Raw genomic sequence first — 18,099 nt, forward strand, 5'->3', positions numbered from 1 at the left:
GGCGGGGCCGGCGGTCGGGAATTCGCACTTCGCAAACGCAAAAGCCGCGATCTCTCGCGGCCTTTGCGTCGGTGATCCCGAGTTCGAATCCCGGGGCCTGCTTGCTCAGTAGCGCAGCAGCGCCGAGCCCCAGGTGAATCCGCCGCCGAAGGCTTCGAGCAGCAGCAGCTGGCCGCGTTGCACCTTGCCGGAACGGATCGCCTCGTCGAGTGCCAGCGGCACCGAGCCCGAAGACGTATTGCCGTGCCGGTCGACGGTGACGATGACGCGGTCCATCGGCATGTCCAGCCGCTTGGCGGTGGCTTCGATGATGCGCAGGTTGGCCTGGTGCGGGATCAGCCAGTCGAGCGCATGGCGATCCAGGCCGTTGGCTTCGAGCGTCTCGTCGACGATCGCGTCGAGCGCCTTCACCGCGTACTTGAAGACTTCGCTGCCGGCCATGCGGATGCGCACGCCTGCGTTCTTCTCGTTTTCCTTGAAGCCGACCGAGACGCCGACCGGGTTCCACAACAGCTCCTTCTTGCCGCCGTCGGCGTGCAGGTGGGTGCTGAGGATGCCGGTGTCGGCATCGGCCTTGAGCACCACGGCGCCGGCGCCGTCGCCGAACAGCACGCAGGTGGTGCGCTCGCTCCAGTCGACCATGCGGGTGAGCGTTTCCGCGCCGACCACCAGGACCGTCTTCGCGCTGCCCGTGCGGATGAACTTGTCGGCCACCGACAGCGCGTAGACAAAGCCCGAGCACGCGGCATTGACGTCGAACGCGGCGCAGCCGTTGGCACCGAGCCGGTGCTGCAGCAGGCAGGCGGTGGACGGAAAAACGAGGTCGGGCGTGGTGGTGCCGAGCACGATCAGGTCGAGTTCGGAGGCATCGACGCCGGCCGCTTCCAGCGCACGCACGGAGGCGTGGTAGGCGAGATCGCCCGTGGTTTCGCCTTCGGCCGCGACGTGGCGCTCACGAATGCCGGTGCGCGACGCGATCCATTCGTCGCTGGTGTCGACGAACTTGGCCAGGTCGTCGTTGGTCAGCACCTTTTCCGGCAGGTAGCTTCCGGTGCCGGCGATCCGCGAATAAATACGCGGGTTCGAGGCTTGCTCGCTCATCTTCGTGCTGCCCTCACGTGGTGCCTGCCAGCGCGCGCCGGCGGACGAACAGCACGCCGGGACGCTGCGGGGCGTTGCTGCAAAGCTCGATCATGCCCGCCGCCGGTTTGCGGCGGGGCGGCGAGGATCAGTCTTCCTCGACGACCTGCGCCTTGGGCACGATCACCTGCTTGCCGCGGTAGTAGCCGTCGGCGGTGATGTGGTGGCGCAGGTGGGTCTCGCCCGAGGTCGGGTCGGTGGCCAGCTGCTTGGCGGTCAGCGAGTCGTGCGAACGACGCTGGCCACGACGGGCGGGGGAAACGCGGGACTTCTGCACAGCCATGGGATTGCTCCAGAAACGGATTGTCTGACTACGAAACTTGTTCGATGACGGGGTTTGCCGGCCCAGGAATCGCGCGGTGCGCGGCCTGGCGGGTGCTGCGGTATTACATGGTATTGCGGGTCACTCTTGGTTCGATCTGCCGCTAGTGCTTCTTCAGGTCCTTCAGCGCCGCGAACGGATTGGCGCGCAGTTCCTCGTCCGCCTGCACCGGCCAGTCGCGCTCGACCGCCTCGGATCCAGGCTTCACCGGGATCACCGGAATGGCGAGGATCAGTTCGTCCTCCACCAGTTCCGCCGGCCGCAGCATCCCGTCCTCGGGAACCTGCAACGCCTCGTAGCCCTCCGGCAACGCGGCTTCCTCGACTTCATCATCGCTGCCGGCCGCGATCAGGCCCAGACGCTGCACGATCGCCACCGGGAACTCGAAGCGCTGCAGCGTGCGCTGGCATTGCAGCGGCAGCGCGGCGTCGATCCGCAGTTCCACGTAGGGGACCTGCAGCGAATCGCGGTCGAACTGCAGCGCGAACGCCACCTCGCCCTCGTCGTCGCACAATGCATCACACAGGCGCGGCATCGACGACAACGGCAGGCGCCCCGTGAAGCCACGCCGGGCCGCGACCATGCGCCAAGCGTCCAGGCTTTCGGGGACATCTGTAGACATAAGCCGGGGAATGTTAAGGATCGACCCCCCGGGTGTCAAACCCTGCCGCCTGCCGCGGCCCCGGGAGGCCTGCCAATTTGCCCGCCGCGCCCGCCGCGGGGCAGACTGCGGCCTCGCCTGTCCCGGTGCCGCCTTCTTGACCCCGATCCTCGCGCTGCTGGCCACTCTCGCCGTGGTCCTTGTCCTGGTGCTGCTGCTGCATCGCCGCCGCCGGGGCGGCGAGCGCCAGCGTGCGCTGGGGCAGCTGCTGGACGCGGCCGACGGCCTGGAAGCGCGATTGCGCGATGCCCGGGCCGAGATCGAGGCGATCGCCGGGAGCGACGGCAATCCGGTCCGCGACGCGATGCAGGAAATGCTCCGCCAGCGCCTCTGGCTGCAGCAGCACGGGGGCGACGCCTCGCTGGATCAGTTGCGCTCGGTCCGTGATTCGATCGAGGCGGCTCGCCGACGCATCGAGCAGCAACTCGTCCAGATCGAACGGGCCCGCGCGCCCCTGGCCTGACCGTGCTCGTCCTGGCCTCCACCTCCCCTTACCGCCGTGAGCTGCTCACGCGCCTGCGGCTGCCGTTCGACACCCAGCGACCCGAGGTCGACGAAACCCCGTTGCCCGGCGAAACGCCGACGCTGCTGGTGGCGCGCCTGGCGCTGGCCAAGGCCGAAGCGGTGGCCGTTGGCAGGCCGGGCGACTGGGTGATCGGTTCCGACCAGGTCGCCGAACTGGACGGCGCGCCGCTGGGCAAGCCCGGCAATCGCGAACGGGCGATCGAACAGCTGGCTGCGATGTCCGGGCGTGCGATCGCATTCCGCACCGCCGTGGCGCTGGCGGGGCCCGGCGGCCGGCATTTCGCGGCGCTGGACACCACCACGGTCCGGTTCCGGACGCTGGCGCGCGATGCGATCGCCCGCTACGTCGACGCCGAACAGCCGTTCGACTGCGCCGGAAGCTTCAAGTCCGAAGGGCTCGGCATCGCGCTGTTCGCGGCGGTCGAATCACGGGATCCGACCGCGCTGGTCGGGTTGCCGCTGATCGAGACAGCGGGCCTGCTGCGGGAGGCGGGATTCTCGTTGCCCTAGGCCCGGACCCGCAAGTCGACCGCAGAACGATCGTGGGAGCGGTTTCAGCCGCTAGCTTTTTTGCAGCTGGAACTGGCTGGCGACATCAGGAAAGTTCGCGGCTGAAGCCGCTCCCACAGTTGCAACGGGCCATCCGTGGAGCATCGTGAAATCACGTCCGGCGCTGGCTCAACGAAGCGAGATCGGCTGCTCGCTCCAGTCCTCGACGCTGCCGTCGCGACCGTGCAGGCGCAGTCCGAGCCAGTGGCGCCCCGGCGCAAGCTTGCCCGCATCGACGCGGGCGCGGAAACCGACCTTGGGATGTTGCGGGTCGGTGGAGATCTTCCAGTACGCGGCCGCGCCGGGATTGGCCAACCCGTATTCGGCCTTCGCGACCGGCTTGCCGTCGAGCAGCACCTCGACCGCGGACAGGCCGACGCCATCCTTGAACGCCCAGCCGGACACCTCGAACATCTGCCCCACCCGCGCGCCCGACACCGGCGCGTCAATCCACGCCATCGCCGGCGTGATGCAGGGCGCGCCGGCTTTCGCCGGTTTGCCGTCGAACTCGAACAGCATGTAGCGCTGTGCGCCGTGGTCGATGTTCAGCGCGTGCGGCTTCGGCAGCGGCCCGAGCTGCGCGCACAGCGCGTGGTAACGCTGCAGCAGGTGCTTGTATTCCACGTCGGTGGCGCCGGCGACCAGCAGCGTCGGGCGTTCGAACCGATGCTCGCGCTGCAGGCCCCACAGCCGCAACTGCGGCGCGCGGCCATGGGCGCGGTTGAGCGGGTGCTCCAGCGCGGGAATATCCGGCTCGCCGAGGGCAAAACCCAGCTCTGCGCCGATCTTGAAGTTGCCGGCGACGACCTGGGCGCCTTCCGGCATCTTCGCGCGCCGGTCGCGCACCTCCGCGGCGAGGGTGTCCCAACCGGCAAAGTTCGATGGATACCATTTCAGCGCGGCCGACTGCTCGCGCAGCGACGGCGTCGATACCGCGGCGAAATAGCCCAGCACCGCGACCAGGCCGCAGCCGGCCACGCCCCACGCCACCCGCCGCAGCCACGGTGCCCAGGTCGAGAACACGGCCGGCAGCAGCGGCAACAGCGCAAGGTAGCCGGGCAGCGGCCAGTGGAAGCTCACGCGCCGCGTGTCGGCGAAGAACCCGAGCGCGAAGAACCCCAGCACCACCAGGCCGCCGAGCCAGGCGAAATAGCGCTGGCTGTCGGTGGACCATCCGCGGCGACACGCGGCGGACATCAGCGCGACGAACAGCGGCGGCGTCACCAGCAGACCCTGGATGGCGAGGAACAGCAGGCCATCGGCATGGAACGCCCACGGGTGGCGATCGACCAGCTGGAAACGAAGGCCCGCTTCGGCGTTCTCCATGTTCCACGCCATCAGCGGCGTCCATGCGGCGGCGCCGAAGGCGATCGCGATCCAGACCCGCGGATCGGCCAGTGCGCGGCGGCCGGCAGGCATCGACAACAGCACCAGGAATCCGACGCCGATCACGGCGATGAAGCGGTAGTGGCTGAGCGCGCCGATCGCAAGTCCCGCGCCAAGCAGCAGCGAGGCGCCGTCGCTGACATTGCGCAGCAGGCGCGCGCCGGCATCGATGCACAGCAGCGTCGCCAGCGCCATCGGCACGTCCGGCAAGGCCAGCAGGCCGAGCGAGCCGGCCAGCGGCAAGAGCACGGCGGCGATACCGGCGACCCAGGCGTGGCGCGGGTCGAATTCGCGCGCGGTGATCCGCACGACCAGCCATGGAAGGGCCGCGGCGATGATCAGGAAGGGCGCGCGCAAAGCCAACCTGCCCTCGCCGAACATGAAATCGCCGAGCCGGATCAGCCATGCGGTAAGCCCCGGCAGGTCCGAGTACGCCCACGACAGGTGCCGGCTCTCCTGCCAGTAGAACGCCTCGTCGACGAACAGCGGCAGGCGCGCGGCCATCGCGACCTTGAGCAGCGACACGCCGGCCCAGAGTGCGATGAACAGCACGCGCGCGTCGATCCTTTTCCAGCCCTGCTCCCGCATCCAGCAACGACCTCGCTACACTCGGTTTCTTCCACAGGGAGCGACGACGCATGACCGCAATCCCCGAACAGCGGCACATGCTAACCGACGGTCTTCGCGATGCGGTGAAGCGCGCGCAGGCGCAGGTGAACACCCTGGTGCTCGGCAAGCCGCACGAGGTCCGGCTCGCATTCGTCGCCTTGCTGTCCGATGGACACCTGCTGATCGAGGACCTGCCCGGCCTGGGCAAGACCACCCTGGCCCACGCCATGGCGGCGACCCTGGGGCTGGGCTTCCAGCGCGTGCAGTTCACTTCGGACCTGCTGCCCTCGGACATTGTCGGCGTGTCGGTATTCGATGCGCAGGCGCAACGTTTCGAATTCCATCCAGGGCCCGTGTTCGCGCACGTGCTGCTGGCCGACGAGATCAACCGCGCGCCGCCGCGCACCCAGAGCGCGCTGCTCGAGGCAATGGCCGAACACCAGGTCACCGTGGACGGCACCACGCACGCGCTGCCCGACCCGTTCTTCGTGATCGCCACGCAGAATCCGGTCGATCTCGCCGGCACCTACCCGCTGCCCGACTCGCAGCTCGATCGCTTCCTGCTGCGGCTCACGCTGGGCTATCCCGACGAAGGCGCCGAGCGCGCACTGCTCGCCGGCAGCGACCGCCGCGACCTGATCGCGCGGACGCTCCCGGTGCTCGGCGCCGACGACGTGCAGGCGCTGCGCGAAGCGGTCACCGGCGTGCATGCCAGCGAGGCGCTGGTCGTGTACGTGCAGTCGCTGCTGGCGCGCAGCCGCCACCATCCCGGGGTGCGCGTCGGCCTGTCGCCGCGCGCCGGCATCGCCCTGCTGCGCGCGGCGCGCGCGTACGCGCTGCTGCTCGGGCGTGCGCACGTGCTGCCCGAAGACGTGCAGGCGCTGTTCCCCGCGGTCGCCGCGCATCGTCTGGTCGCCGATGCGGACGCCGGCGACGGCTACACGCTGGCCAAGGCAATCCTCCACGGCGTCCGGGTCGACTAGGGCGCAGCGTGAGCACGACGGCGGGGGTGAAACCGGGCTGGCGCCAGCGCATCGAATCGCTGGCGCGGCCGCGGCATCGTGAATCGCTGCCGGTCGCGCTCGACCGCCATCGCGTCTACATCCTGCCGACCGCATTCGGCTGGTTCTTCCTGTTGCTGCTGCTGGCGATGCTGGCCGGCGCGCTCAACTACAACAACAATCCGGCATTGCTGCTGGCGATGCTGCTGGCGGGCACCGCCAACACCAGCCTGTTCGCCGCGCACCTGCAGCTGAGCGGGCTGCAGGTGCTGGCGATCGATGCCGAGCCGGTCGCGGCCGGCAAGCCACTGGTCGTGGACGTGCACGCGCGGGCACAACCGGGTCGCTCGCGTCGCGGGCTGCGCGTCGAATGCCTGGGCACGACAGCGGTGCTCACGCTGGACAACGGCGCGGGCACCGCGACGCTGCAGGTTCCGACCACGCGGCGCGGCTGGCTCGATGCCGGGCGGGTGCGCATTTCCACCGCCCGCCCGCTGGGCCTCGCCCGTGCCTGGGCGTGGGTGTGGCCCGCATCGCCGCTGCTGGTCTACCCGGCGCCCGAGGTACACGGCCCGCCCCTGCCGGACGGCGGCGGCGACAACGGCCGGGCGCGCCTGCATCCGGCCGGCGACGATGTCCACCACTTGCGCGCCTATCGCCGCGGCGATGCGCGCCGCGCGATCGCGTGGAAACCCTCCGCCCGCCACGGCACGCTGCTGGTGCGCGAGTACGAGCAACCACTCGGCGCCGACCTCGTGCTCGACTGGCACGCGCTGCACGCGCTGGCATGGGAAGACCGCATCCAACGCCTGGCGCGCTGGGTCGACCAGGCCGAGCGCGAAGGCCGCCGGTGGACATTGCGGTTGCCCACGCAGGCGCTGGGACCGGCGCGCGGCGCCGACCATCGCCACGCCTGCCTGCGCGCCCTGGCGCTGCTGCCCGAAGCGGGAGGCAGCGATGTCGGCACACGCTGATTCCACCGTCCTGCCGGCTGCGAAGGGCAAGCCGGCGCGGTCGATGGCGCTCGATCCACAAAGCCGCCTGTGGACGCTCGCAGCCGCGGCCGCCTGCCTGCTGCCGCTGCTGCTGCAGCTGCCCGGCACCATGGCGATCGCGATCGCCGTGCTTGGCGGCGCGATCGCGGCCACCACCCGCCGCCATCGCCTGCCCGCGTGGCTGCGCCTGCTGCTGGCGCTGGCGCTGCTGGGGTACGTGATGGCCAGCTCGCATTTCGTCCTCGGCCGCGACACCGGCTGCGCCCTGCTCGCGGCGATGCTCGCGATCAAGCCGGTCGAACTGTCCACCGTGCGCGATGGCCGCAGCCTGCTCGGCTTCGCCCTGTTCGCCCCGTTCTCCACGTTCCTGCTCGACCAGGGGCCGCTGTCGCTCGTGCTTGCCCTGCTCGGTGCGACGCTGGCTCTGGCCGCGCTGCTGCGACTGGCGGACCTCGAATCGGGCGATGCCATGCGCGCATTGCCGCCATGGCGCCGGCTGCTGGGCGTGTGGCGACTGATCGCGATTGGCCTGCCGCTCGCGATGGCGGCCTTCTGGCTTTTCCCCCGCATCGCGACACCCCTGTGGGGCGTGCCCGAGCGCGTGCTCGCCCGCCCCGGGCTGTCGGACCGCATGTCGCCGGGCGAGTGGCTCGACTTCATGAACGACGACAGCCCGGCGCTGCGGGCAACGTTCTTCGGTCCCCCGCCCGCGCCGTCGCAGTTGTACTGGCGCGGCCCGGTGCTGTGGAACTTCGACGGCCGCACCTGGACTGCCGCGAAACGGCTGCAGGGCCTGCCGCCGGCGCCGGCGACGCATGCCGCGCGCAGCTGGGACTACGAAATGACGCTGGAGCCCACCGAGACCCGGCAGATGGTGGCGCTCGACCTGCCCACGCAGATCCCGGAAGGCACCCGGCTGGGACTCGACTACGGTCTCGAAGCGCCGCGACCGCTCGTCACGTTGACCCGCTGGCGGATGCGCTCCGCCGCGCCGGTCGCGTTCGAAGCCAGCCTGCATCCGCGGCTACGCGAGATGGCCTTGCGCCTGCCCGAAGGCTACAACCCGCGCACCCTCGCGCTCGCCCGGCAATGGCGCCGCAAGGCGGGCGCGAACGACGCGGCCATTGTCGAACGTGCGCTGGCCTGGATCCGCAGCGATTTCGCCTACACCCTGAGCACGCCGTTGCCCGGCCGCCACTCGGTCGACGAATTCCTGTTCGACCAGCAGGCGGGCTTCTGCGAGCACTTCAGCTCGGCGTTCGTGGTGCTGATGCGCGCGACCGGCATTCCCGCGCGCGTGGTGACCGGCTATGCGGGCGGCTACCGGAACCGCTACGGCGACTACTGGCTGGTGCGCAAGTCCGACGCGCACGCCTGGGCCGAAGTCTGGCTCGCCGGCCGCGGCTGGGTGCGCGTGGACCCGACCGCGGCGGTCGCGCCCGAACGGATCTACGACACGCTCGCCGATCGCGCCAGCGGCAACTTCGGCGGTCGCCTGGCGCCGATGCTGGACGTGGGCGACTGGCTGCGCCGCGGCTGGAACGATCTCGTGCTCGGCTTCGACGCCGCGCGCCAGCAGCGGCTGCTGCAGCCGCTGGGCATCGACCGCCTCGACCAGCGCAGCCTGATCGCGCTGTTCGCGCTCGTGGCCGCGTTGGCGATCGGCTGGATGTTGTGGCTGACCGCCCGCGCCGAACGCGAGCGCGACCGCCTGCTGCGCGCCTGGCACCGGCTCGGCGCCCGCTATGCCCGGCTGGGCCTGGGCCGCGCACCGCACGAACCGGCCGGGGAATGGGCCGCGCGCGTCGCCGCCTCCCGCCCCTCCGCCACCGACCTGGAATCGCTCAGCGCGCGTTTCGCCCAATGGCGGTACGCTCACGGTGACGGGCGTACACAGGGGCCGCGCGAACTGGACGAACTGGTCCGCGCACTGCGACGGCATCGTCCCTGATCCGCGCCGCATTCGATCAAACGCTTCGGAGAGACCGCATGAACGTCCGACTTCTCGCAGTGGCCTGCGTTGCCAGCGTCCTGCTCGCCGCCTGCGCCACCCAGCCCAAGCCGCTGCAGGGCGACTTCAACCCGATCACCCCGCGCGATGCGGCGCAACAGGAGAGCACTGGCGCCGTGGTGCGCTGGGGCGGGCGCATCGTGCAGGTCGAACCCAAGGAAAACCGCACCTGCTTCGAAATCATCTCTACCCGCCTGACCGCCAGCGGCCGCCCGTACTGGGCCGAAGACGACACGGGCGGGCGCTTCATCGCCTGCCGCGACGGTTTCTACGACCCTGCGATCTTCGAGAAGAACCGCGAGGTCAGCTTTACCGGCCGCATCGACGGCTACGAGAACCGCCGCATCGGCGGCTACGACTACCGCTTCCCGCACGTCGCCGCCGAAGTGGTCTACCTGTGGCCGATCCGCGAGCGGGTGAACGTGGTGACGCGCCCGGCGCCATGGCCGTGGTGGGGCTGGTGGTGAGCGGCGCGGTCGATTGAACGAGGACGCCCGGGTTTCCGGGCGTTTTCTTTTCTGCCTGTCCGGGTTTCCGGACTCACGCGCCCGGTCGATTTACGCGCAAACATACAATTGCGCAGACACGCGCGCGCCTTGACGTGATGGCTTTACGCTTGCGGGTCAGCAGCTGAAGCAGCTCAACGGCCCTGGTTGGCCTTGCAACGGCAGAAGCATCTCGCGCGCCAGCGCGGACGCCTGGGATCCGGTTCAGCCGTGTACCAGCGCGAAGGCTCTCGATTGGCCCGCCAAGCCTTCCCGCCCGCGCTCAACCTGTCGTGCCGAAGCGTCCCAGCGGTGCGCCGGCCAGCAGGTGCAGGTGGATCTGGAACACCGTCTGCCCGCCGTGGTCATTGCAGTTCATGACAATGCGATAGCCGTCCTCGGCAAACCCCTGCTCCTTCGCATAGCGCGCGGCGGCGAACGCCAGGCGGCCGACCACCGCGGCCTGGTCGGCCTGGACGTCGTTGAGCGTGGCCACGTCGACCTTCGGCACGAACAGCACGTGCACCGGCGCCTGCGGCGCGATGTCCCGGAACGCGATCAGGCCGTCGTCCTCGTAGACGATGTCGGCCGGGATCTCGCGGCGGATGATCTTGTGGAAGATGGTGTCGGTCATGGATGGCTTCGCGGCTGGGGATGTGGATGTGGGATATCGGATGTCGGAAGGCGTAACCCTGTCATCCCGAGCGCAGCGAGGGATCTGCTCTGCCGGGCAAGCCCATAGCTTCCTCGTTGCGCTCGAGACGGCAGTTCCATGCTTTTCCCGATTCCCGATTCCTAATTCACCAATTCCGATTCGGTGCCCCCTAGGGCATCTCGCTCCGCGACCCGAACGCATGCGACAGCGTTCCGCGATCGACGTACTCCAGCTCCCCGCCCAGCGGCACGCCGTGCGCCAGGCGACTGGGGCGCACGCCGTGGTTGCGGGCGAGCTGTGCGAGGTAATGCGCGGTGGCCTCGCCCTCGACCGTCGGATTGGTGGCGATGATCAGTTCCTGCACCTCGCCCGTCGCCAGCCGCGAAGCCAGCTGCTCCAGGCCCAGCTCCCGCGGGCCGATGCCGTCGAGCGGACTGAGCCGCCCCTGCAGGACGAAATACAGCCCGCGATAGCCGGTGGCCTGTTCGATCACGAGCCGGTCCGCGGGCGATTCCACCGCGCACAGCTGCTGCGCATCGCGCGCGGCGCTGGCGCAGGTGGCGCAGGTTTCGGTTTCGCTGAAATCCCGGCAGCGCACGCAGTGGCCGATGCGCTCGATCGACGAAGCCAGTACCTCTGCCAGCCGCCGCCCGCCGTCGCGCTCGCGCTCGAGCACGTGGTACGCCATGCGCTGCGCGGTCTTCTGGCCGACACCGGGCAGGATGCGAAAGGCTTCGATCAGTTGTTCGAGCAGCGCGGTGGTCATCGGGATCCGGTCGGGTGTGGTCGCCGCGCCCGGCGCGGCGCGCGTCAGAACAGGCGCGAAAGGTGCGCGGCCCAAGCGTAGGCGGGTTCGCGGACCAGCAGGATCGCGCCCGCCAGGAGGCCAAGTCCGATCCCGGCCAGGCGATTCTGCCACGGCCCGATCATCAGCAGGATCAGCGCCACCGCGCACGACAGCGAGGCGGCGAGCACGGTCGCGGCCCAGAGCCAGCGGATCGGCTCGGGCAGCGGCAGGAAGGCGCGCAGCAACAACAACAGCACGAGCAGCATCGGGCACAGGACGCCGAGCAGCTTCGCCCAACCCGCGCCCGCGTATCCGTAGCGTGGCCGGAACACGTCAGCCGGTCCCGCGTTCGAATACCTTGCGCGCAGCAGCGCCGGCCATCGTCAGAAGGGCAGCTTCATGCCCGGCGGCAGCGGCATGCCCGCCGTGGCGGCGCCCATCTTTTCCTGGGACGCGGCATTGGCCTTGTTGACCGCGTCGTTGAACGCGGCGGCAATCAGGTCCTCGGCCATTTCCGGGTCCGACAGCGCGCCGGGATCGATGCGCACCTTGCGGCATTCCATCCGGCCGCTGAGCGTCACCGACACCATGCCGCCGCCGGCGTTGCCGGTGACTTCGAGGTTGGCGAGTTCTTCCTGGGCGCGCTGCAGGTCTTCCTGCATCTTCTGCGCCTGCTGCATCAGCTGGGCGATGTTTCCACGCATGGCTTTTCTTCCGGTCTATTCGTCGTAGGGGCGTATCGAATCGGGCACCAGCTTGGCGCCGCGCTGGGACATCAGGCGCTGCACCTGCGGATCGGCCAGGAACGCGCTTTCGGCCGAAGCCTGGCGTTCGTCGCGCTGGCGCTCGTTGCGCGCGTGCAGGGTTTCGGCCACGCCCGGCGCGGCGTCGAAGCGCAACTGCGGCTGCATCCCGAGCGGTACCGCCAGCGCGGACGCAAGCTGCGATACCAGGAACGGCGCCTTGAGATGGTCGTCGGTCGGCGGCAGCGACAGTCGCAGCACGCCGTCGGACCAAGCGATGAAGCCCGCGCTGGCGGCAAGCTCCTTCACCGGGCCGCGCAGGTCGAGCGCGGCGACGAAGTCGGGCCAGCACGACGCGTCGAGGTCCACGGTGGCGACGTGCCGGGCGGGCGCAGCGGGTTGCGACGGCATGTCCGCCGCAGGGCTGTCCTGCGCGGCGGGCTGCGCCGTGGCGGGCGGGGTTGCGACCGGAGGCGGTGACGCGATCGCCGGCGTTGCGTATTCCCGTCCCGGCGCGCGCGGGGGCGCCGATGGCGCGCGGGCCCGTTGCGACGCGGGTGGCGATCCCGAAGCCGCGCCCATGTCCAGCGCCGCACGTGCCGCGGCAGGTCCCGGGCTGCGTTGCGTCGCGCCCGGCGCGCCCGCGGACACCACGTCGCCCTCGACCGGGCGGAAGGCCAGCATCCGCAGCAGGCACATCTCGAAGCCCGCGCGCGCGCTTGGCGCCAGGTGCAGGTCGCGGCGGCCGGCCAGCGCCATCTGGTACCAGAGTTGCACGACTTCCGCGCGCAGGCTCGACGCCAGCGCCTCGACGTCCACGCCGCCGGCTTCGACGTCGTTTTCCGGCACCAGCTGCTTCACCTGCACCCGGTGCAGCGCCTCGGCCAGCGCGTCGAGCACGCCGGCCCAGTCCGGCGAGAGCTCGGCCAGCGTCGCCACTTCATCCAGCAGCGCCTTGCCATCGCCGGCGGCCAGCGCGCCCAGCAGCGCGCCGACGCGGGTGCGGTCAACCGTGCCCAGCATGGTCGCCAGCGCGGCGTCGGTCAGCGCGTTCTCGCCGTTGGCGCCGGTGTAGGCGATCGCCTGGTCGAGCAGCGACAGCCCGTCGCGCAGGCTGCCGTCCGCTGCTTTCGCCAGCTGGTGCACGGCGCCCGGTTCGACGGCGATGCCCTCGGCCTGGAGGATCTTGGTGATCTGGCCGCCGATCTGCGCTTCGTCCAGGCGCTTGAGGTTGAACTGCAGGCAGCGCGACAGCACCGTCACCAGCAACTTTTCCGGATCGGTGGTGGCGAACAGGAACTTGACGTGTTCCGGCGGCTCCTCGAGCGTCTTGAGCAGCGCGTTGAACGCCGCCTTCGACAGCATGTGCACTTCGTCGATCAGGTAGACCTTGTGGCGCCCGCGCGACGGCATGTACTGCGCGTTCTCGATCAGCTCGCGGACGTTGTCGACGCCGGTATTGGAGGCCGCGTCGATCTCCAGCAAGTCGATGTAGCGCCCGGCATCGATCGCCTGGCAGGTCTCGCACTCGCCGCAGGGATCGGCTCCCGTGCCGCGCTCGCAGTTCAGGCTCTTGGCGAAGATGCGCGCGATGGTGGTCTTGCCCACGCCGCGCGTGCCGGTGAACAGGTAGGCGTGGTGCACGCGGCCCGAATCGAGCGCGTTGGACAGCGCGCGGACCACGTGCTCCTGCCCGACCAGTTCGGCGAAACGCTTGGGGCGCCACTTGCGGGCGAGGACGAGGTAGGACATGGCGCCATTCTGCCGCGCCCCGGCGAACCTTGCCTACCCTGATGTCGACGCGCCGCGGCGCGCCCGGAGATGTGGCGACGGGTCTTTGTTGTGATACCCGCGGGTCAAGGCTAGAATCTGCGCCCCTGAGCGTGGCCGGAATGCCGTCTTCAGGTTCCAGCGGAGAGGTGTCCGAGTGGTTGAAGGAGCACGCCTGGAAAGTGTGTAAGCGTCTAAACCGCGCTTCGGGGGTTCGAATCCCCCTCTCTCCGCCACATCCGTCAAGCGCCCCGCAAGGGGCGTTTTGCGTATGTGGCGGGGAGAGGGGATCTGGTGCGAATCCCTGCGGGTTCGACAAATCGGCAGGACTGCCGATTTGCACGGCGAAGCCGCCCGAAGGGCGAGGCACATGGATGCGGCGAGTGCATCCCCCGGCCGGACATCAGCGCTCGCGATGCTGGTAGAATCCCGCGCTCGCTCACGCAGTTCCCGCGCGCAGCCATCTATGGTGGCCCCGTCGGCCCCTCGCGACGCTAGATCGAAAACCCCGCCAGGGCCGGAAGGCAGCAACGGTATCGATCGACGCGGGCGCCGAGGTCAGCCGGCGGGGCCATCGCCTTTTTCTTCTCTGGAACTCCTGCGCTGACAGGCGGCTGTTCATTTTCGCAAGCCGTGGCGACGGCATTTGTCCGCATCGCACCGGACACATTCGTCCGGCGCGGCAGCAACGGTATCGATCGACGCGGGCGCCGAGGTCAGCCGGCGGGGTCATCGCCTTTTTCTTCTCTGGAACTCCTGGGCGGACAGGCGGCTGTTCATTTTCGCAAGCCGAGGCGACGGCATTTGTCCGCATCGCACCGGACACATTCGTCCGGCGCGGCAACAACGGTATCGATCGACGCGGGCGCCGAGGTCAGCCGGCGGGGTCATCGCCCTTTCAATGCTTCGCATTGAAGTCCCAGGATTTGCTGCGCAAACCTTGGGGACCGGCATGTGCTTCCGATCCCTGCCCCTTACCGAGGGGCTCTTCTTCGATCGACCTCCGGGCAGTCGCACAGTCGGCGGGTCCCAGCCATTTTCCGACCACTAGGCGTTCACACGAAAACCCGTCGGGTCCGCGCAGCGCGGGATTACACCCTCGAGGGCTCTCGATCTGGCGAACTCCCTCGCGACATCCCGGTCAGGGGCGTTCGGGGGTGCAGCCTCGACGTGGAAGATTCCAAGCCATGCATGCCATGACCGTAGCCGCTGGAAGCGACGTTGACGTTGACGTTGGCGTCGTGGGTGTAGCCCCGACCTACGGGTGCCGCCAGTCCTCGTCGCCCTCGGCGTAGCGCTCGCGCTTCCAGATCGGGACGCGCGCCTTGACCTCGTCGATGACGTAGCGACAGGCGGCGAAGGCGGCGTCGCGATGGGCGGCGGTGACACCCACCCAGACGGCAAGGTCACCGATCGCGAGGTCGCCGGTGCGATGCACGCAGCGCGCATCGAGGATGTCGAACCGTTCGATCGCCTCGGCAAGCACGCGTTCGCCTTCGGTTTCGGCCAGTGCCACGTAGGCTTCGTAATGCAGGCCATCCACCGATCGACCGTCATTGTGGTTGCGCACGCGGCCCTCGAACGCCGCGAACGCGCCCGCCCGGGCATCGCCCAGGGCGTCGCGCAACGGTGCGATCTCGAAGGCTTCGGGCGACAGCGAAAAGCGCGGCATGCCGGTGTTCATCCGCCGCTCACCGGCGGAATGAAGGCGACCTCGCTGCCCTCCGACAGCGCGTCGTCCCATGCAGCGAAAGCGCCTCCCACCGCGACGCGCATCCGCTCGGCCGGCAACGCGAACCCGTGGCGCTCGCGCAGTTCGCCGTACAGCGCGCGCAGATTGGCTGCGCCGGAATCGACTGGTTCGCCGGCCACGCCCGCCGCGTCGCGCAGGCTGGCGAAGTACAGCACGGTGACCCGCGTCATCAGCCGGTCCTGCCGAAATCATGTCGGCCACCGCGCTTGCCCAGCAGCTTCGCCGGGCCGATCACGATCGCGTGCGACAGCGCCTTGCACATGTCGTAGACGGTGAGCGCGGCGACCGTGGCGCCGGTCAGCGCCTCCATCTCCACGCCGGTGCGGTGGGCGGTCTTCACCGAGCATTCGATGCGCAGCTCGCGTTCGCCGTGCCAGTCGATGCCGATGCGCACGCCGTCGATCGGCAGCGGGTGGCAGAACGGGATCAGATCAAAGGTGCGCTTGACCGCCAGGGTACCGGCGATGATCGCGGTTTCGACGATGCCGCCCTTGGCGCTCCTGAGCCCCTGCGCGCGCAGCTGCGCGGCGACGGCGGGGGGGAATTTCACCCGGCATTCGGCGACGGCCTCGCGCGCGGTGACGGCCTTGTCCGAGACGTCGACCATCGCGGGGCGACCGCTGTCGTCGAGGTGGCTGAGTTTGCGTGCGGGTTTCAGTGGCATGGTCACGGAAGGCAAAGATCGGGCATGGCGATTGTAAGTCGTTGTCCAGGGTGCCCACGTTGGTGCCAGCAGTGCAGCCGCGGGCTTGCATGACAACCCGTGCGTCGACTTCCGAAGCATTCGCGATCACCGGATGCCGGATCCGCGGCTCCAAACGCTCGCGGCTGAAGCCGCTCCCACAAAAAGCTTGGCTCGCCATGCCGATGCTGGACACTGTTTCAGGGCGCCTTTCACGGCGCGGCAGCCAGGTCGGCAGCTATCCGCCGATCAGGAACATCTCCACATGCCGCCGCGACGCGCTGGCGCGTCCGCGCAGCTCGCTGTAGCGGTCACTGCGCTGCGTCCACAGGCCGGCCACGTGGTCGGCCAGCGCAGCATCGCCGTCTCGCAGCCAAGGCCGCAGGTCGGCACCTTCGGCCGCGAACAGACAGGTGTACAGACGCCCGTCGGCGGAGACGCGGGCGCGGTGGCAGTCGCCGCAGAACGGCGCGCTGATCGAACCGACGAAGCCGACTTCGCCGGCGCCGTCGTCGAAACCGTAGCGCGACGCGACTTCGCCGCGGTAGTTCGCGTCGAGCGCATGCAGCGGCCAGCGGGCATGGATGCGGTCCCGCAGCTGCGCCGACGGCACGACGCGTGCGGCATCCCAGCCGTTGCAGGTGCCCACGTCCATGTATTCGATGAAGCGCACGATGTGGCCGCTGCCTCGGAAGCGCTCGACCAAAAGCAGCACCTGGTCGTCGTTGACGCCACGCTGCACGACGCAGTTGAACTTGATGCGCTCGAAGCCGGCGTCCTGGGCGGCGGCGATGCCCGCCAGCACGACAGACAGCTCGCCGCGGTCGCCTGAGAGCCGGCGGAACAGCGCCGGATCGAGTGCGTCGAGGCTGATCGTGATCCGCCGCAGCCCGGCCTCGCGCAGCGCGCGCGCCCGCCTGGCCAGCAGCGCCCCGTTAGTGGTCAGGGCCAGGTCGTCGATGCCGTCGATGGCAGCCAGCCGCGCCACCAGTTCCGGCAGGCGCTTGCGCAGCAGCGGCTCGCCGCCGGTCAGGCGCAGCTTGTGCACGCCCAGCCGCGCGAAACCACGCACCAGCGTCTCGACCTCGTCGAACGACAGGCGTGATGCCGCGTCCATGCCGTGATCTTCGGGGACGCGATCGGCGGGCATGCAGTAGCCGCAGCGGAAGTTGCAGGCTTCGATCACCGACAGGCGCAGGTCGCGCAGCGGCCGGCCGAGGCGGTCGAGCGGCAGCGCGGGCGCGTCCAGCACGGCATTCATGCCGGCTGTTCCCGCTCGGCCGTGGGCACGGCCAGCGCGACCACTTCGCCCGGGGTTGCCACACGGTGCCCGCGCCCGGCCAGCGCCTGGCCGTCGGCGACGCCGGCGTAGTGGTAGAAGAGGCAGCGTTCGAGCAGTTCGTGGGGATACTCGCGCTCGAGGTCGTCGATACCGCTGTGCGAAGGATTGCCGTGCAGCGCGCAGTCGTGCGCGACCAGTTCGCCGGCGTCGGCGTGCCTGGCCAGCATTTCCGGGATCGGACGGGTGTCCCCGCTCCACACCAGGCTGCCGCGCAGGCGCAGGCCGTAAGCGGTCTCGGGCCAGTGGTGGCGCACCGGGAAGACCTCCAGCCGCACGCCGTGATGCCAGAACGCATCGCCGACCGGCACCAGCTGGAACGCATCCCAGAAATTGGCGCCGCCTTCGGCCAGCACGTTCGGGTAATCACCCACGCGCCGGTGCAGCAGCGGCACCACCGTCGCGGGCACGTAGAGCCGGGTCTTGCCGCGGCGCGCCGAATCGAAATAGTCGGCCACGAACAGCCGCTCGAAGCCGGCGACATGGTCCAGGTGCACGTGGGTCACGAACAGCGCGCGCGGCGCTTCGCCGTAGTGTTCGAGATACGCGGTGAGGCCCTCGGCGCCGCAATCGATGGCCAGCCACGGCGCGCCATCGCGCTCGATGGTGGCCATCGGCGACCCCAGCGCCACCGCCGAGGCATTGCCCACGCCCTGGAAGCGCAGCGACCAGGCCATCAGCGCGCG

The 18,099-nt window shown here is 69.7% G+C and carries 20 protein-coding genes, 1 tRNA gene and 1 other RNA gene; 8 read left to right on the forward strand and 14 right to left on the reverse strand.

The window, feature by feature from the left end; translation table 11 throughout:
• Nucleotides 1–105 precede the first annotated feature (105 nt).
• From ACFOM9_RS07540 to ACFOM9_RS07550, 3 genes are all read right to left on the reverse strand, one after another.
• Nucleotides 106–1,101, reverse strand: a complete 996-nt coding sequence (locus tag ACFOM9_RS07540; RefSeq protein ID WP_386708451.1) for a beta-ketoacyl-ACP synthase III — start codon at nucleotides 1,099–1,101, stop codon at nucleotides 106–108.
• A gap of 127 nt (nucleotides 1,102–1,228) precedes the next feature.
• The gene (gene rpmF / locus ACFOM9_RS07545) at nucleotides 1,229–1,423 is read right to left on the reverse strand and encodes a 50S ribosomal protein L32 (RefSeq protein ID WP_386708454.1); all 195 of its coding nucleotides are present in this window, start codon (nucleotides 1,421–1,423) and stop codon (nucleotides 1,229–1,231) included.
• A gap of 142 nt (nucleotides 1,424–1,565) precedes the next feature.
• Nucleotides 1,566–2,084, reverse strand: a complete 519-nt coding sequence (locus ACFOM9_RS07550; protein ID WP_386708457.1) for a YceD family protein — start codon at nucleotides 2,082–2,084, stop codon at nucleotides 1,566–1,568.
• 136 nt (nucleotides 2,085–2,220) lie between these two features.
• Here ACFOM9_RS07550 and ACFOM9_RS07555 point away from each other — a divergent pair, with 136 nt between their 5' ends.
• Nucleotides 2,221–2,586, forward strand: coding sequence for a hypothetical protein (locus ACFOM9_RS07555; protein ID WP_386708460.1), 366 nt, complete (start codon nucleotides 2,221–2,223; stop codon nucleotides 2,584–2,586).
• Nucleotides 2,583–3,158 carry a Maf family protein gene (locus tag ACFOM9_RS07560; RefSeq protein WP_386708642.1) on the forward strand — a complete coding sequence of 192 codons (576 nt, stop codon included), beginning with the start codon at nucleotides 2,583–2,585 and terminating at the stop codon, nucleotides 3,156–3,158. Before ACFOM9_RS07555 ends, ACFOM9_RS07560 begins: the two co-directional genes overlap by 4 nt.
• Nucleotides 3,159–3,326: 168 nt before the next feature.
• Here the strand turns inward: ACFOM9_RS07560 and ACFOM9_RS07565 are convergent, their stop codons facing one another.
• The gene (locus tag ACFOM9_RS07565; RefSeq protein WP_386708463.1) at nucleotides 3,327–5,171 is read right to left on the reverse strand and encodes an ArnT family glycosyltransferase; all 1,845 of its coding nucleotides are present in this window, start codon (nucleotides 5,169–5,171) and stop codon (nucleotides 3,327–3,329) included.
• A gap of 50 nt (nucleotides 5,172–5,221) precedes the next feature.
• On the opposite strand from ACFOM9_RS07565, the gene ACFOM9_RS07570 reads away from it, so the two are divergent.
• The 4 genes from ACFOM9_RS07570 to ACFOM9_RS07585 are packed head-to-tail and all read left to right on the forward strand — an operon-like array spanning nucleotide 5,222 to nucleotide 9,666.
• The gene (locus ACFOM9_RS07570) at nucleotides 5,222–6,175 is read left to right on the forward strand and encodes an AAA family ATPase (RefSeq protein ID WP_386708466.1); all 954 of its coding nucleotides are present in this window, start codon (nucleotides 5,222–5,224) and stop codon (nucleotides 6,173–6,175) included.
• Nucleotides 6,176–6,183: 8 nt separating this feature from the next.
• Nucleotides 6,184–7,167: a DUF58 domain-containing protein gene (locus tag ACFOM9_RS07575; protein WP_386708469.1), complete on the forward strand. Its 984-nt coding sequence runs from the start codon at nucleotides 6,184–6,186 to the stop codon at nucleotides 7,165–7,167.
• Between the two features lie 43 nt (nucleotides 7,168–7,210).
• Entirely contained in the window at nucleotides 7,211–9,139 is a 1,929-nt protein-coding gene (locus ACFOM9_RS07580) for a transglutaminase TgpA family protein (protein ID WP_386708645.1), read from the forward strand.
• Nucleotides 9,140–9,177: 38 nt separating this feature from the next.
• Complete coding sequence (locus tag ACFOM9_RS07585; RefSeq protein WP_386708472.1) at nucleotides 9,178–9,666, forward strand: Slp family lipoprotein; 489 nt, start codon at nucleotides 9,178–9,180, stop codon at nucleotides 9,664–9,666.
• A 301-nt stretch (nucleotides 9,667–9,967) separates the two neighbouring features.
• Here ACFOM9_RS07585 and ACFOM9_RS07590 read toward each other — a convergent pair whose 3' ends face one another.
• The 5 genes from ACFOM9_RS07590 to dnaX all read right to left on the reverse strand — a co-directional run bounded on the left by ACFOM9_RS07590 (nucleotide 9,968) and on the right by dnaX (nucleotide 13,621).
• Entirely contained in the window at nucleotides 9,968–10,318 is a 351-nt protein-coding gene (locus ACFOM9_RS07590) for a histidine triad nucleotide-binding protein (RefSeq protein WP_386708475.1), read from the reverse strand.
• 190 nt (nucleotides 10,319–10,508) lie between these two features.
• The gene (recR, locus tag ACFOM9_RS07595) at nucleotides 10,509–11,105 is read right to left on the reverse strand and encodes a recombination mediator RecR (RefSeq protein WP_386708478.1); all 597 of its coding nucleotides are present in this window, start codon (nucleotides 11,103–11,105) and stop codon (nucleotides 10,509–10,511) included.
• 44 nt (nucleotides 11,106–11,149) lie between these two features.
• Nucleotides 11,150–11,458 (reverse strand): hypothetical protein, encoded by a 309-nt coding sequence (locus tag ACFOM9_RS07600; RefSeq protein ID WP_386708481.1) that lies wholly within the window; start codon nucleotides 11,456–11,458, stop codon nucleotides 11,150–11,152.
• A 51-nt stretch (nucleotides 11,459–11,509) separates the two neighbouring features.
• Nucleotides 11,510–11,830: a YbaB/EbfC family nucleoid-associated protein gene (locus ACFOM9_RS07605; RefSeq protein WP_386708484.1), complete on the reverse strand. Its 321-nt coding sequence runs from the start codon at nucleotides 11,828–11,830 to the stop codon at nucleotides 11,510–11,512.
• A gap of 15 nt (nucleotides 11,831–11,845) precedes the next feature.
• A complete protein-coding gene (dnaX, locus tag ACFOM9_RS07610) occupies nucleotides 11,846–13,621 on the reverse strand; it encodes a DNA polymerase III subunit gamma/tau (protein ID WP_386708487.1) in 1,776 nt (591 codons plus the stop codon).
• A gap of 161 nt (nucleotides 13,622–13,782) precedes the next feature.
• Here dnaX and ACFOM9_RS07615 point away from each other — a divergent pair.
• A tRNA-Ser gene (locus ACFOM9_RS07615) sits at nucleotides 13,783–13,875 on the forward strand.
• A 239-nt stretch (nucleotides 13,876–14,114) separates the two neighbouring features.
• Nucleotides 14,115–14,211: signal recognition particle sRNA small type (gene ffs / locus ACFOM9_RS07620), an RNA gene on the forward strand.
• 686 nt (nucleotides 14,212–14,897) lie between these two features.
• Here ffs and ACFOM9_RS07625 read toward each other — a convergent pair.
• From ACFOM9_RS07625 to ACFOM9_RS07645, 5 genes are all read right to left on the reverse strand, one after another.
• Nucleotides 14,898–15,323 (reverse strand): molybdenum cofactor biosynthesis protein MoaE, encoded by a 426-nt coding sequence (locus ACFOM9_RS07625; RefSeq protein WP_386708490.1) that lies wholly within the window; start codon nucleotides 15,321–15,323, stop codon nucleotides 14,898–14,900.
• Complete coding sequence (locus tag ACFOM9_RS07630; protein ID WP_386708493.1) at nucleotides 15,320–15,562, reverse strand: MoaD/ThiS family protein; 243 nt, start codon at nucleotides 15,560–15,562, stop codon at nucleotides 15,320–15,322. Before ACFOM9_RS07630 ends, ACFOM9_RS07625 begins: the two co-directional genes overlap by 4 nt.
• Nucleotides 15,562–16,056, reverse strand: coding sequence for a cyclic pyranopterin monophosphate synthase MoaC (gene moaC, locus ACFOM9_RS07635; protein WP_386708496.1), 495 nt, complete (start codon nucleotides 16,054–16,056; stop codon nucleotides 15,562–15,564). Before moaC ends, ACFOM9_RS07630 begins: the two co-directional genes overlap by 1 nt.
• Nucleotides 16,057–16,312: 256 nt before the next feature.
• Entirely contained in the window at nucleotides 16,313–17,335 is a 1,023-nt protein-coding gene (gene moaA, locus ACFOM9_RS07640; RefSeq protein WP_386708500.1) for a GTP 3',8-cyclase MoaA, read from the reverse strand.
• Nucleotides 17,332–18,090 carry an MBL fold metallo-hydrolase gene (locus tag ACFOM9_RS07645; protein ID WP_386708503.1) on the reverse strand — a complete coding sequence of 253 codons (759 nt, stop codon included), beginning with the start codon at nucleotides 18,088–18,090 and terminating at the stop codon, nucleotides 17,332–17,334. Before ACFOM9_RS07645 ends, moaA begins: the two co-directional genes overlap by 4 nt.
• Nucleotides 18,091–18,099 lie beyond the last annotated feature (9 nt).

The sequence above is a fragment of the Luteimonas notoginsengisoli genome, from assembly GCF_042648885.1.
Classification (GTDB): domain Bacteria; phylum Pseudomonadota; class Gammaproteobacteria; order Xanthomonadales; family Xanthomonadaceae; genus Luteimonas; species Luteimonas notoginsengisoli.

Coding starts and splice junctions, on each gene's coding strand:
- ACFOM9_RS07550 (WP_386708457.1), bottom strand. CDS start 2,084: ATGTCTACAGATGTCCCCGAAAGCCTGGACGCTTGGCGCATGGTCGCG.
- ACFOM9_RS07570 (WP_386708466.1), top strand. CDS start 5,222: ATGACCGCAATCCCCGAACAGCGGCACATGCTAACCGACGGTCTTCGC.
- ACFOM9_RS07565 (WP_386708463.1), bottom strand. CDS start 5,171: ATGCGGGAGCAGGGCTGGAAAAGGATCGACGCGCGCGTGCTGTTCATC.
- ACFOM9_RS07605 (WP_386708484.1), bottom strand. CDS start 11,830: ATGCGTGGAAACATCGCCCAGCTGATGCAGCAGGCGCAGAAGATGCAG.
- ACFOM9_RS07585 (WP_386708472.1), top strand. CDS start 9,178: ATGAACGTCCGACTTCTCGCAGTGGCCTGCGTTGCCAGCGTCCTGCTC.
- moaA (WP_386708500.1), bottom strand. CDS start 17,335: ATGAATGCCGTGCTGGACGCGCCCGCGCTGCCGCTCGACCGCCTCGGC.
- ACFOM9_RS07630 (WP_386708493.1), bottom strand. CDS start 15,562: ATGACGCGGGTCACCGTGCTGTACTTCGCCAGCCTGCGCGACGCGGCG.
- recR (WP_386708478.1), bottom strand. CDS start 11,105: ATGACCACCGCGCTGCTCGAACAACTGATCGAAGCCTTTCGCATCCTG.
- ACFOM9_RS07540 (WP_386708451.1), bottom strand. CDS start 1,101: ATGAGCGAGCAAGCCTCGAACCCGCGTATTTATTCGCGGATCGCCGGC.
- ACFOM9_RS07590 (WP_386708475.1), bottom strand. CDS start 10,318: ATGACCGACACCATCTTCCACAAGATCATCCGCCGCGAGATCCCGGCC.
- ACFOM9_RS07580 (WP_386708645.1), top strand. CDS start 7,211: ATGGCGCTCGATCCACAAAGCCGCCTGTGGACGCTCGCAGCCGCGGCC.
- ACFOM9_RS07645 (WP_386708503.1), bottom strand. CDS start 18,090: ATGGCCTGGTCGCTGCGCTTCCAGGGCGTGGGCAATGCCTCGGCGGTG.
- ACFOM9_RS07625 (WP_386708490.1), bottom strand. CDS start 15,323: ATGAACACCGGCATGCCGCGCTTTTCGCTGTCGCCCGAAGCCTTCGAG.
- moaC (WP_386708496.1), bottom strand. CDS start 16,056: ATGCCACTGAAACCCGCACGCAAACTCAGCCACCTCGACGACAGCGGT.
- rpmF (WP_386708454.1), bottom strand. CDS start 1,423: ATGGCTGTGCAGAAGTCCCGCGTTTCCCCCGCCCGTCGTGGCCAGCGT.
- dnaX (WP_386708487.1), bottom strand. CDS start 13,621: ATGTCCTACCTCGTCCTCGCCCGCAAGTGGCGCCCCAAGCGTTTCGCC.